We start from the raw sequence: 14166 nt of genomic DNA, 5'->3' as shown, positions 1-14166 counted from the left end.
CTCGAACTCTTGGACATCCCTGACATGGGCCAATCTAATGCTTACTGCGTCGCTTCGCTCCTAGTAAGCAAAGATACGGCCTCAACATGGTAGGTCTGTGGAAACATATCTACTGGTTGGACTTTCACCAGCTCATAACCATGTTTTGTTAATATTTCTATATCTCGTGCCATGGAGGATGGGTTACATGACACGTAAACGATACGTTGTGGTGCCATACCAACGGCAGCCTGCAATACATCTTCTTTGCAGCCTGCACGGATGGGATCAAATACGATGACGTCTGGCTTGATACCTTGTTTATACAACTTAGGCATTTCCATGGCTGCATCGCCTACGATAAATTCTGTATTATCATAACCATTTCGTTCTGCATTCTTTTTCGCATCTGCAATGGCAGGCGCCACGATTTCAATACCGATGACGTACTTTGCTTTATGCGCTAAGAATAAAGATATGGTTCCCGTTCCACAATAGGCGTCAATCACTGTTTCGTGACCTTTTAAATCTGCAAATTCTAAGGCTGTATCGTAGAGCACCGTAGTCTGCTCTGGATTGACTTGGAAAAAGGAATGCGGTGATAGTTGAAACGCCAAATCTTTTATGTAATCTGTAATTTGGTCTTTCCCATAAATGGTGCGATTCCTAGGACCTAAGATCACATTTGTTTGTTTTGGATTATGATTTACAACAATAGAGGTGACCTTTGGCAAAGCCTCAACGATACGATTTGCCAATTCTTGTTCATATGGAATCGTTGCTATTCTGCTCACAAGGATAACCATCCATTCCTCTTTGCCAATACGGCCTATGACATGACGAATTACGCCTCGTCCTTTATACTCATCATAAGGCTCGATGCCTAGTTCATGCATAGCATCATAGCAGACCTTGCGGATTTCATCATTCCCCTCATCTTGGATAGGACAATGCTCGTGGTTAATAATGCTATGGGATCCTTTTTGGTAAAAGCCCATTCTCAGTTTTCCCAATGTACCACCTACAGGCATTTGCATCTTATTCCGATATCGCCACGGTTCTTTTGGACCTATGCACGGTAATACCAATTCTGGATCACACTTTGCAATACGTTCGATAACAGATTTTACAGATTCTGTTTTTAGTCGCAATTGTTCTGTATAGGACGCATGTTGTAACTGGCATCCCCCACAGTCTCCATATACGTCACATTGAGGTGCCACACGCTCTGCAGAAGGTGTTATCACTGATACAATATCACCTACTGCATAACTTTTCTTTACTAAGTTAATTTTCACTTGTACAGTTTCATTGGGCAGTGCATACGGTACAAACACGGTAAACCCTTCGTATCTGCCTACTCCTTCACCACTACTACCCGTACCATGAATGTTTATGACATAAGTCTTTCCAACGCACACCGGTGCTATTTGTTGTTTCTTGTTGCTCATGTATATCCTATATATCCTTTAATCAACGTAATTTTCTATCATTGTTTATTTCTTTATTATATCACTTTTTATACAATCTTCTTAGTAATTACTAAAAAATTTGTAACCCCTACAATTAGCTCCTCTACGCAAACAAAAAAGCACATAGCCCCGTTGATATCCCCCATCATAGGTGCTATATGCTTATGTATTATATTTCTTTTGTTATTGCCTAGTGCCTATATCCCATAGAAGATTAAGCAAACATATTCCACTCTATTCGTTTATTTCGCTAAACGATTCCGAATGATCGCTGCCCCTAATACCAACACTACGCAACCAATATGGAATGGTAGGCTATAAGGCTCAATATACGGTGCTGCCATAGGATCATGTTGAATCATACTAGCCGACACCCAACCAAGGATACCACCACCCACATATAAAATAATAGGGAATTTATCGATCAGCTTAACAAAGATAGTGCTTCCCCAAACAATGATAGGTACAGTAACTAACATACCTGCCACCACAAGGCCAAAATGACCCTCTGCAGCTGCTACAACCCCTAATACATTATCAATACCCATGACACCATCGGCAATGATAATAGTGGCAATAGCACCCCAAATGTTATCTTTCGCTTCAATGTTATGGTCATTATCCCCCTCTTTCAATAAGGAGTAGCCAATCCATAGCAACATAATGCCCCCGATGATGCGTAGGGCCGGAATATTATCTAGGGCCTCAATAAATAGAATCGCCATCACTAGTCGTAATACAATAGCACCTGCGGTCCCCCAGAAAATTGCTCGTTTCCGTAACTGCTCTGGCAAATTTTTGGCTGCCATTCCAATCACAATGGCATTGTCACCTGCCAATAATATATCAATAATAATAATTTGAAGAATTGCTAATAATCCTTGTGTTGATGTAATATCCACCATATCCTCCTATATATACTACTTAGAATACCTCTATTATATCACAGCGACTTATCTAGTGATAGTAAAAGAGAGGATAGTGATTATATCATCTATCCTCTCCTTTATACTGAACGTATCCATCAGATACGTTTCTTATGTAGTGTACAACACTTGTGCAATTAGATGTTCTTTCTGTTTATAAAACAATGTACTTCTCTAATTCAAAACATATACTTTTACATTACGACGACCGAATTGAATAGCTTCATCATAACTATCCATAGCCAAGTCAATTTTATGACCAATAATCGCTCCACCTGTATCATCAGCTACTGCATAGCCGTAACCTTCTACATACACTTCTGTACCCAATGGAATGACACTCGGGTCGACAGATACATAACCTCTACGCAACGCATGTCCACGAGCCGTATACGATCCAGACTCATAACTAGAGTATGCACTTGCATCCATTTCTATGACTCTGCTGTACGAGGATGGTGTTCCTCTTTGTACAGATAATTTTGCCATAGTGGCACTATCTGCAACGCCTGTTTCCGCTAGCCCATAATGGCGCTGAAAGCGAAGTAAAGCGTCTTTGGTTCCACTCCCAAATACACCATCAATGCCACCAGGGGAGAAACCACTATTCAATAATTTTAATTGTATTTCTTCTATGTGACTGCCACGTTCACCAAATTGTGACGTTGCTTCACTACGGGTATTACGAGTCGCAGGCTGCGCCCCGAATTTTTTTTGATTTTCTAGCAGAGCACGCATTGTTTCCTTGCCTACTCTACCATCTGGAGTTAACCCGTGCTCTTTCTGAAAGACGAGTACTGCGTATTCAGTATTATTCCCAAACACTCCATCTGCTGTGTCAAGCAAATAGCCTTGGGATACTAACAACGCTTGTAACTCTTCTACCTCTTTACCGCGATCCCCACGTCCCGATGTTGCCAAAGCTGTCGCCATGGAACACACCAAGAGGAGTATCGCTATGAGAGTTATTTTTTTCACGATGTTCACCTCATATCTAAATGCTTACCTATTTTACCATTTTTTGGGAGATACGTCAAAATTTTAGGCTTTTTTCAACACTTATTTACCACTTATTGCCTATTTTTACACTTTTTTTCCCACATATAGTAGAAATATACTTTCACAGAAATTGTTAACTACCATATATACCCCTTTAATTTCCCATATTTTTGTAGCATTATGACTTTAACTCATCGAGTTTAGACTATTATGCTAAATTAGCATAAATTTAGACATCTATAATTCTAAAATATTACATAATTCATCCTGTAATATAGTATATATACTCAAATATAGCGTATATACTCAAATGTAATATCACACCGCTTTACATTATTTTGAATACCACAGCAACCTGATAAACAAACAAAAGCTGTAATGAAATTTCTTTCACTACAGCTTTCTATCTAAGAGATAATACTCTATGTATTTAAATATTTTGCCCACGGACTAGTTCATCATCGGAAGCTTCCTCTTGATGATTACGTCCTGCTAGGCTAAGCACAATATATCCTAAGATACCTGCTACAATAGAACCCAAAAAGATACCTACTTTAGCCATTTCTTGTGCTTCTCCAGGTGGGAATGCTAATAAGGAGACAAATAGACTCATAGTAAAGCCGATACCGCAACAAAGAGCAATACCATATACTTGTAACCAGTTAGTTTTAGCTGGCATTTCTACTAGTTTTGTTTTCACTAGTACAAACAAAGTACCAAATACACCAACTTGTTTACCTACTACAAGACCTACTGCCACACCAAGAACTACTGGATGTGCAAAACTATCCATTGTAAATCCATGGAAAGATACGCCTGCGTTAGCAAACCCAAACACAGGAATGATCAAATAGGTAACCCAATTACCTAATGCATGTTCCCAGTCTGATAATGGAGATACTTGACGTCCATCACGTGTACCGCTAAATGGAATAAATGCCGCTAGCGTTACCCCTGCTAATGTGGCATGTATACCCGATTGGAACACACAGAACCATAGAGCCACACCTAATACTAAGTATGGTATGGGACGAGTATAATTCATACGATTAATATAGAACAATATAAGCACAATCACCGCCGCCGCAAAGAGATACATAGTTTGTAACTCTGTTATATAGAAGAAGGCAATGATCACAATAGCCATCAAATCATCCATAACAGCTAAGGTAGTTAAAAATACTTTCATCGCAATAGGAACACGACTACCTAATAAAGATACGATGCCGATAGCGAACGCAATATCTGTAGCCGTTGGAATCCCCCAACCATGAATAAATTCAGGATGATATCCTACGATGAAGTAATAAATTAATGCAGGCATTAATAATCCAAAAAAGGCTGCAATACCAGGCAAAAATCGTTTTGTGTTAGTATTCAATTCGCCGTCAATCATTTCACGTTTCACTTCTAAGCCTACAAATAAAAAAAACACGGCCATAGCCACATCATTGATCCATAGTTCAACAGATAATGGACCTAATTTAGCATGAAGAAGTGAATGATACAAACTTTCTACTGGAGAGTTTGCCAATAGTACTCCCACCACAGCAGCTACGAACAAAAGCACGCCACCTGCCGATGGGGAGGTAAAAAAAGATACAATTCGATTCATAAAATTACCCCTCTACTATGTAATTGTACATAAACATGTTAAAAATATGTCGATATCTATTATAACACTTATTACTGTCTATATCTATCGAAAATATTCTATACCTTCTATGTATACAAAATTCACTACAAATTTCCTTTGTATGCATACACTTCTATAACTAGTATCTAGTAATCTATCTATTCCTTGCTTTCCCACACATTCTTTGGTCGTCCAATATCTGTACGATATTGTTTCCCTGTAAAATCGATGGTCTCTACCATATCATAGGCCTTATTCGTTGCTTCTTTTAATGTAGCTGCTATAGCTGTAATGCCTAACACTCTCCCACCTCGGGTTAGAAAGTTTCCCCTATCGTCTTCTTTTGTGCCGCTATGAAACATTAAAATATCATCGTCCATTCTTCTCACATCACCCTTAATGCATCTTCCTACCTTAGGTGATATTGGATAGCCCTCTGAAGCTAACATAACGGTAACTGCATATTCTGGTTTCCACGACAATGACATACCTTCTAAATTACCTGTTGCTGTGGCATACAGAATAGCCCCTAAATCGCTTTCCATAAGCGGTAGAATTACTTGTGTTTCTGGATCTCCAAATCGAGCATTGAACTCTACTACCTTCGGACCTTCCGAAGTAATCATCAAACCGACGTATAAGCAGCCCACATAGGGATATCCTTCTTGAGCCATTGCTCGCACAATGGGCTGCAAAATAGACTCTACGATTTCCTTTTGCAGATCTTCTGTCAAGATAGGCGTAGGACTATAGGCGCCCATACCTCCTGTATTAGGTCCTATATCTCCAGTACACAAGCGCTTGTGATCTCGAGCTCCAATCATAGGTAACACATGTATGCCATCTACAAACGATAGGAATGACAGCTCTTCCCCTGTCATATATTCTTCAATCACTACACTCGCATTTGTCTCTGTGAATAGCTTTTCTAGTATTGTTTCCGCCTCTGTGAAAGTCTTACAAATTGTCACACCTTTGCCTGCACAAAGTCCATCTGCTTTAATAACAATAGGTAGCCCTAGTTGCTTCATAATGACTTGGCCCTCTTTCATAGTGGAACAGATTCCATACTTAGCAGTAGGTATCCCATATTGTGTCATTAACTGCTTAGCAAAAGATTTTGACCCTTCTAATTGAGCTGCCCCTCGGGAAGGCCCAAATACAGGTATGCCGGCGGACCGAATGGTATCTGATAGTCCCGCTACAAGTGGTGCCTCTGGTCCTATCACCACAAGATCGATATGGTGTTGTAACAACCACTCTACCAAACTAGAGGTTTTCTTCCAGTCAATCTTTACAACTGTCGCTATGGATGCCATCACATCGCTACCTGGGACCACATACACCGTTTGCACACTGGGACTTTGATGTAATTTCCATACGAGAGCATGCTCTCGTCCGCCACTACCTATGACACAAACTTTCATCATTACCTCTCTTATGTAATTCATTGATTATAACCGTTTATAATACCCCATCCCTTACTATTTATACACAGTAATTTACTCTGAGTATTTGGGTACTATACATCTTCAACCACTAGCACTTTTCCATTCTCTATATGCAAAGCATCATTACAGAATAAACGCACCGCTTCTGGATAGATACGATGTTCCTCTTGTAAAATCCGTTCTGACAAGCTATGCACTGTATCTCCTTTATGCACAGGCACTATGGCTTGCATAATCACAGGTCCTGTATCGATCCCCGCATCCACAAAGTGAACTGTACATCCTGTATTGGATACGCCCGCCTCTAAGGCTTGCTTTTGTGCCTGTAAACCTCTAAAAGCAGGTAATACTGAGGGATGTATATTCAATATCTTATAAGGATATGCATCAAGCAACGTCGGTCCTACGATACGCATATATCCTACCAAAAGAATCGTATCTGCCCCATGTTCTTGAAGCCGCTTAAGTATCTGTGTTTCAAAAGCAAGGGCGCTTTCATAACTATTTCTTTCTACAAGATAGCAAGGAGTACCCCACTGTTTTGCCTTATTCAATAGTCCAGACTCAGGAATATCACTAATAACAACTACAATATCTCCTCGAATCTCTCCATTTTGTATAGCTTCATAAATAGCCTCTCCGTTGGAGCCTCTTCCACTCCCAAACAAAGCCAGTCGTTTACGCATGGAATGTTTCACCTACGATGGTAACCTCACCATCTCCTTCTGTTACGATACCGATGGAGTATACTACTTCTCCTTGTTCATGAAGCAAGGCAACAATAGACTCTACTACTTCCGGTTTAACCACTAATACCATGCCAATCCCCATATTGAAAGTATGATACATTTCTTTTGGCTCTACGTTCCCCCATATTTGTAATAGTTTAAAGATGGGTAATACTGGCCACGCATTACTATTAATGGTTACTGCCATACCTCTAGGCAAAATGCGTGGAATATTATCATAAAAGGAACCCCCTGTAATATGAGCCATGCCTTTCACATAACCTGCCTCAACCAATGGTAGTATCTGTTTTACATACAATTTTGTCGGCTCTAACACTTCTTCACCAATAGTACGACCTAATTCATCGATATACGTATCTAATGGTAATTGTTTTCGTTCTAAAATAATATGACGCACTAAAGAAAATCCATTAGAATGTAACCCTGATGATGGTAAGCCTAATACAATATCACCTACTTCGATAGTCTCTCCCGTAATGCATTGTTCTTTATCCACAATGCCTACAGCAAAACCAGCCACATCATAATTACCATCACCATAAAAGCTTGACATTTCCGATGTTTCCCCACCAATTAGGGCACAACCACAATCCTCGCAAGCATCACTAATCCCCGAAATAAGGCTTTCAATATGATTATGATTGAGCTTGCCTACAGCAATATAATCTAAAAAAAATAGAGGTTTTGCCCCTTGTGCCACTACATCATTTACGCTCATTGCTACACAATCTTGTCCAATCTGATGATGTTCATTCATCAAAACAGCGAACCGAATCTTTGTGCCTACTCCATCAGTGCTCGATACTAGCACTGGCTCTTTCATGGAGTGATTCGCCAAGGAAAAGAGTCCACTAAAGCCCCCTAATGAGCCCAGTACTCCAGGCGTATAGGTTCTTTCCACACGATGCTTTATTTTTTGGATGAGTTGATTTCCAGATTCTACATCGACGCCTGCATCAAGATAGGTTACTGGTTTTTCATTGTAAGTCATAGGTATCTCCTGATTCTACTTCCTTGGGAAGATTACTTGTATAGTGACCATTAAAGCAAGCCAAACACAGCTGTGAAGGATGCACTGCTTTCATAGATGCTGCCAAACCATCATGGGATATATAATATAACCTATCCACACCAATGTATGTTCGTATCTCTTCTAGACTGCGTCCATAGGCAATCAATTCACTCTGCACAGAGGTATCAATACCATAGTAACAAGGGAACTGTATCGGCTCAGAACTAATACATAAATAAATTTTTTTCGCTCCTCCTTGGCGCAATATATCGACGATAATTTTACTAGTTGTACCACGCACAATAGAATCATCCACTAAAATAATACGCTTATCTTGTACAATATGCGGCAATACATCCATCTTTTGGCGAACGGCCAATTCGCGCGCTTCTTGATTGGGCTTGATAAACGTTCTCTCTACTTTATGATGTCTCACTAATCCTTCCATATAAGGAATTCCTGACTCCTGTGCATATCCCAAAGCTGCTGCAGTACCTGAACTGGGTATAGGCATGACTATGTCTGCTTCATATTGTGTTTCCCTCGCTAATTGTCGGCCCATTTCAAACCGTGACTCATAGACTCCTTGTCCATCGATGACACTATCAGGACGAGCAAAATAAATATACTCAAACACACAAGTATGTTGATTATTTACTGTCTCCGAAATATAACTGCTATGAATTCCCTGTTCATCAATGATGACTATTTCTCCCGCCTTCACATCTCGAAGAAATGTACCATGTACAGCATCAATAGCACAGCTTTCGGAGGCTAAAATATATCCATGCTTAGTTTTACCGATACAAAGGGGCCGATACCCTTGTGGATCTCGCACCCCTATCAGCATTTCTCCAGTGAAGATAACTAAAGAGTATGCTCCTTCTATACATCGACAGGTCTTTTTAATTCGCTCTTCTAGATTCTTCTCTTTCGATCGGCCCAACATATGTAGTATGATTTCTGAATCTGTTGTTGTTTCAAACACAGCACCTTGACCTTCTAAGTCCTTACGAAGATCTAATGTATTGGTTAAATTCCCATTGTGAGCCAGCCCTATATTTCCACATTTATAAGAGCCTAGCAATGGTTGTATATTCTGTACTTCACTAGCTCCTGTTGTGGCATATCGCACATGTCCAATGCCTATATGACCACGTAAATGATCTAAGTCAGCCAAGGCATCTTCTACCAGTCCCATCCCTTTTTCGACAGTCACAAGATCCCCACTAGAAACAACAATCCCCGCACTTTCTTGGCCACGATGCTGTAATGCTATAAGACCTTCATATACACATTTTCCAATTGACAACGTTGTATCAAATATACCAAACACTCCACATTCCTCGTGAAGCTTATCTAACACACTATCATTTTCCATGGTGTCTCCCCGTGTCAGTTTGACAGTTCCTATACTCATATACATGATGAACACATATAGAACTTCTATCAACATAACAACCCATGAAACTATGTACAATATTTCACGAATTGCAAGTTTCTAACTATTAACTTTATTATAACTTGACATATCTCTATCAGCAATACGAACTCTTACTCAAATTATAAAATTATATTTACAATCTCGAAGTAGCTCATTTGGATTCCCTTAATTTTCGTTTACCAACCTTTTATTTCCTTGTATACTGTAAAGTATACGAAGCTTTTGCGTACATATCGCTCCTATTAGATCCCATCGGAGGTACTATGTCAGTTCATCGTCTATTCGTCAAAAAACGTTACCCTTTCCATAGTGAGTCCCACCAACTTCTTCGCACCATCCAAGAAGATTTACATATCCCTATTACGAATCTTACTATTTATGAACGCTATGATATAGATGGTATCAGCGAAGAAGAATATATAGCGAGTCAAAACCTTATTTTTTCAGATCCTCCAACAGAAGAATGCTACACATCATTACCATTACAAAAAGATGATACACCTATTGCTATCGAGTATGTACCTGGTCAATATGACCAACGAGCTGATTCTGGAGAACAATGTTTAGCCATGTTAACATCTCATACTCATGGAACGGTTCGCACCGCTCGTATCTTTGTACTATCAGGCCAAGTCTCAAGAGAAGAAAAAAACAGAATTATCCAATTCTTCCTCTCCTCTATCGACTATCAACAAGCTAGTTTAACCTTACCAACTATGCTAGTACTCACATCACCGTCGCCAAAAGACATCGAGTATATAGATACCTTCCTCACTATGACAAAAGATGAGTTGTATCACTGGATGCAACAGTTACAATTTGCCATGACCATAGATGACATGCTCTTGGTACAGGCATACTTTCAAAGGGAACAACGACCTCCTAGTATCACCGAAATTCGAGTCTTGGATACGTATTGGTCAGATCACTGTCGTCATAGCACATTTCTAACAAAGCTCACGAACATTACTTTTGAACCATCGGATTTTACTTTACCAATACAAAACACCTACAAAAGGTATATAGCCACTCGAGAACAACTGGGCCTATCTCAAACAGATCCTACTCTAATGGATATGGCAACCATTGGCATGAAAGAGCTACGCGCCAAAGGATTGCTGAAAAATCTCGATAGTTCCGATGAAATCAATGCGTGCACAATTATTGTGCCTGTAGAAGTCGATGGATATGAAGAGGAATGGTTACTGTCCTTTAAAAATGAAACACACAATCATCCCACTGAAATTGAACCGTTTGGTGGCGCTGCTACTTGTCTTGGTGGTTGTATCCGAGACCCCCTCAGCGGTCGTACCTATGTATACCAAGCGATGCGCATCACTGGCTCTGCCGACCCGCTTACACCTCGTTCCTCTACACTACCTGGTAAATTGCCGCAGTCTTATATTACTACCACAGCAGCCCGTGGTTTTTCTTCCTATGGTAATCAAATCGGAGTTCCAACTGGTGAAGTACGAGAATATTACCATCCCGGCTACGCAGCCAAGCGCATGGAAGTAGGCGCTGTCATTGGGGCTGCACCGCGCCATTCAGTGCGCCGTGAAAGTCCCTCTCCTGGTGATATCATCATTCTTGTAGGAGGCAAAACAGGCCGTGATGGATGTGGTGGAGCTACAGGTTCTTCAAAATCACATACAGATCAATCACTCACACACTGTGGTGCGGAAGTGCAAAAAGGGAACCCTCTGACAGAGCGCAAATTACAACGACTATTTCGGAATCCCCAAGCATGTACTTGCATCAAAAAATGCAATGATTTCGGTGCTGGTGGTGTCGCTGTTGCGATTGGTGAACTAGCACCAAGTATATACATTAATCTAGATACGATTCCTACCAAATATCATGGATTAGATGGTACAGAACTAGCAATTTCTGAATCACAAGAGCGAATGGCTTGCGTTCTATCTCCTACAGATTGGCTTACATTCCAAAACCTCTGTAACCAAGAAAATATAGATGCTACCATCGTTGGACATGTAACAAACTCTGGTAAGCTTGTCATGGTATGGAATGGGACAAAGATCGTCAATATCCATCGTGACTTTTTAAATACTAATGGAGCTACGCAACATGCGGCCGCTCTTATTGTGGCGCCTGCCAATATAGAAGGATCAGCTATTTCAAAGGAATTCAGTTTTCATCATTACCAAAATCGTACGCATCCGCTGTCTCTAGCAGATCGGTTTCATCTAACACTCCAATCTTTGCTATCCACTTCACAACAAGGTCTTCAAGAACAGTTCGACTCCACCGTTGGAGGCAATACAGTATTATTTCCTTTCAGTGGAGCCTATAGAAAAACGCCTGTACAAGGCATGGTTGCCAAATTACCTGTCTTACAGGGTACAACGTCTACTGCTAGCATCATGACGCATGGTTTTGACCCCTACTTGTCTGAATGGAGCCCTTATCATGGAGCCCAATATGCTGTATTACTGAGCATAGCGAAATTAGCTGCCCTAGGAGGCGATATTCGTAAGGCCTATGTATCCTTTCAAGAATATTTTGAAAAACTCAAAACTCCAAATGCTTGGGGTAAGGTAGTATCTGCTCTGTTAGGTGCCTATGAAGCACAACATCAGTTGCAAATAGCTGCTATTGGTGGAAAGGATTCTATGAGTGGTTCTTTTATGGATCTATCTGTACCTCCTACACTGATTTCTTTCGCCGTTACAACAGAACATATTGAGCATATCGTATCGCCCCACTTTCACCAAGCTAATCATGCCATTGTTTTAATGCATATCCCAGAGCAGAAAAATGGCACACCTAATTGGGATGTATTCAAATCTCACTGTCATGAACTATATCAATTAAATCTGAATCACTCTATTTACAGTGCCTATGTAGTCGAGCAAGATGGGATTGGTCCTGCCACTGTAAAATCATGCTTAGGTAATCGCTTAGGATGCCTATATGATGCGAAAGTTCTAGAAGCACTAGGGCAATCCCTGATTACACCAATGTCTGGAGAAGATACCTTATTCTGTCCACTACGAGGTTCTTTACTCATAGAAGTAACCCCAACTGTAGCCGATACCCTCACTTCTAATCCCCATATATACAACATAGCTAACACTATACAAACACCACACATTATATATAGGGATACTATTATGAATTTGCAGGACTTAGAAAACTCCTATGAAAGCACGTTACAACCTATATTTCCTATCTACGCAAATGATAGAGATAACCAAAAAGCAACTAATGCTATCGATATAAGAAAAGATCCTCTCTTCTCATCTTCCTATGAAAACACAAACTCTAAATATGTATCCTCTAACACTATATGGAATCGAAGAACTCACTATCGTTCCCACTCTAAATTAACAGCACCTAGAGTAGTGATTCCTGTCTTTCCAGGAACCAACTGCGAATATGAAACAGCTCGAGCTTTTGCTGCTTGTGGCGCTAACGTACAAGAGATTGTAATTTGCAATCGCTCTCCTCAAGACTTAAAGGATTCTATTGAACGTATAAAACAGGCTATAGATCAATCTCAAATCCTATGTTTCCCAGGAGGCTTTAGCGCCGGCGATGAACCAGCAGGGTCTGGAAAATTTATTGCCACTTATTTTAGAAATCCCTATTTACAAGAAGCATTAGAAACTCTGCTGTATAAACGAGACGGACTAGTATTAGGTATTTGCAACGGATTTCAAGCCTTGCTAAAATTAGGCTTATTACCAAGCGGACATATTCAGCCTGTAACAGAAACAAGCCCTACTTTAACATACAACACCATCAGTCGTCATATTTCTTGTATGGTCCATACAAAAGTTGTTTCTACCTCCTCTCCTTGGCTAACCCAATGTCAGATAGGAGATATCTACACAGTGCCTATTTCACACGGAGAAGGTCGTTTCATTGCCAATAAAGAACAACTGACACATCTATATACACATCATCAAATTTCCACCCAATATGTAGACCCTTATGGACAACCAACCTATGATTCTCGATGGAATCCCAATCAATCTATTGAAAGTATCGAAGGCTTACTGAGCCCTGATGGTAGAATTTTTGGGAAAATGGCTCATATTGAGCGTGTTGGGGCTGGAATCCATAAAAATATAGAAGGAACACTATATATGCCTATTTTTGCATCTGGAGTTTCTTACTTTACAGATTAAGTATTCAAATACGTAGGTAACCTATGAAATAATCTGCATCTCAAACCCGTACATTTTGTCCTACCTCAAAGTCATTTAAAACAACTTTAAAATTCAACGAGCCTAGTATTTAACTAGGCTCATTGCTATTAAAACCAACTCATTTTGTCCTATAACCCAAAAAGAGGTTAGTTGATACACTCAACTAACATCTTTTGCAAAAAAAAGGCTCTATAATAAATGTTGGGGCTACTCATATAAGAGTAGTCGCCAACATTCTTTTTTTTGCAATAAAATAGACATATACAAACTCAAACCGTATCATAAAAGTAACCACACAATTAAGAAAGGGTGAGTCATATATG

Annotated in this window: 9 protein-coding genes; 1 reads left to right on the top strand and 8 read right to left on the bottom strand. The window is 40.0% G+C overall.

The genetic code is table 11. The features are described from left to right. Positions 1-41 precede the first annotated feature (41 nt). The 8 genes from rlmD to purF all read right to left on the bottom strand — a co-directional run bounded on the left by rlmD (position 42) and on the right by purF (position 9605). The gene (rlmD, locus tag EO115_RS02355; RefSeq protein ID WP_126937388.1) at positions 42-1430 is read right to left on the bottom strand and encodes a 23S rRNA (uracil(1939)-C(5))-methyltransferase RlmD; all 1389 of its coding nucleotides are present in this window, start codon (positions 1428-1430) and stop codon (positions 42-44) included. A 263-nt stretch (positions 1431-1693) separates the two neighbouring features. After that, positions 1694-2353 carry a TerC family protein gene (locus tag EO115_RS02350; RefSeq protein WP_126937544.1) on the bottom strand — a complete coding sequence of 220 codons (660 nt, stop codon included), beginning with the start codon at positions 2351-2353 and terminating at the stop codon, positions 1694-1696. 198 nt (positions 2354-2551) lie between these two features. Further along, the gene (locus tag EO115_RS02345) at positions 2552-3355 is read right to left on the bottom strand and encodes a peptidoglycan-binding protein (protein ID WP_240628915.1); all 804 of its coding nucleotides are present in this window, start codon (positions 3353-3355) and stop codon (positions 2552-2554) included. A 451-nt stretch (positions 3356-3806) separates the two neighbouring features. Then, positions 3807-4991 carry a Na+/H+ antiporter NhaA gene (nhaA, locus tag EO115_RS02340; RefSeq protein WP_126937387.1) on the bottom strand — a complete coding sequence of 395 codons (1185 nt, stop codon included), beginning with the start codon at positions 4989-4991 and terminating at the stop codon, positions 3807-3809. Positions 4992-5170: 179 nt separating this feature from the next. After that, complete coding sequence (gene purD / locus EO115_RS02335) at positions 5171-6439, bottom strand: phosphoribosylamine--glycine ligase (RefSeq protein ID WP_126937542.1); 1269 nt, start codon at positions 6437-6439, stop codon at positions 5171-5173. 95 nt (positions 6440-6534) lie between these two features. Beyond that, positions 6535-7149 (bottom strand): phosphoribosylglycinamide formyltransferase, encoded by a 615-nt coding sequence (purN, locus tag EO115_RS02330; RefSeq protein WP_240628914.1) that lies wholly within the window; start codon positions 7147-7149, stop codon positions 6535-6537. Continuing rightward, positions 7142-8203 (bottom strand): phosphoribosylformylglycinamidine cyclo-ligase, encoded by a 1062-nt coding sequence (gene purM, locus EO115_RS02325; RefSeq protein ID WP_126937385.1) that lies wholly within the window; start codon positions 8201-8203, stop codon positions 7142-7144. Before purM ends, purN begins: the two co-directional genes overlap by 8 nt. Continuing rightward, positions 8190-9605, bottom strand: coding sequence for an amidophosphoribosyltransferase (gene purF, locus EO115_RS02320; RefSeq protein ID WP_126937384.1), 1416 nt, complete (start codon positions 9603-9605; stop codon positions 8190-8192). The genes purM and purF overlap by 14 nt, the downstream gene beginning before the upstream one ends. Before the next feature lie 326 nt (positions 9606-9931). Here purF and EO115_RS02315 point away from each other — a divergent pair, with 326 nt between their 5' ends. Continuing rightward, positions 9932-13822, top strand: coding sequence for a phosphoribosylformylglycinamidine synthase (locus tag EO115_RS02315; RefSeq protein ID WP_126937383.1), 3891 nt, complete (start codon positions 9932-9934; stop codon positions 13820-13822). Positions 13823-14166 lie beyond the last annotated feature (344 nt).

The sequence above is a fragment of the Veillonella sp. CHU740 genome, from assembly GCF_003992055.1.
Taxonomy (GTDB): Bacteria; Bacillota; Negativicutes; order Veillonellales; family Veillonellaceae; genus F0422.
The sequence above is the reverse complement of the archived record's forward strand: the minus strand, read 5'-3'. Positions and strand labels throughout refer to the sequence as shown.

Coding starts and splice junctions, on each gene's coding strand:
- purD (WP_126937542.1), bottom strand. CDS start 6,439: ATGAAAGTTTGTGTCATAGGTAGTGGCGGACGAGAGCATGCTCTCGTA.
- rlmD (WP_126937388.1), bottom strand. CDS start 1,430: ATGAGCAACAAGAAACAACAAATAGCACCGGTGTGCGTTGGAAAGACT.
- purN (WP_240628914.1), bottom strand. CDS start 7,149: ATGCGTAAACGACTGGCTTTGTTTGGGAGTGGAAGAGGCTCCAACGGA.
- nhaA (WP_126937387.1), bottom strand. CDS start 4,991: ATGAATCGAATTGTATCTTTTTTTACCTCCCCATCGGCAGGTGGCGTG.
- purF (WP_126937384.1), bottom strand. CDS start 9,605: ATGGAAAATGATAGTGTGTTAGATAAGCTTCACGAGGAATGTGGAGTG.
- EO115_RS02315 (WP_126937383.1), top strand. CDS start 9,932: ATGTCAGTTCATCGTCTATTCGTCAAAAAACGTTACCCTTTCCATAGT.
- purM (WP_126937385.1), bottom strand. CDS start 8,203: ATGACTTACAATGAAAAACCAGTAACCTATCTTGATGCAGGCGTCGAT.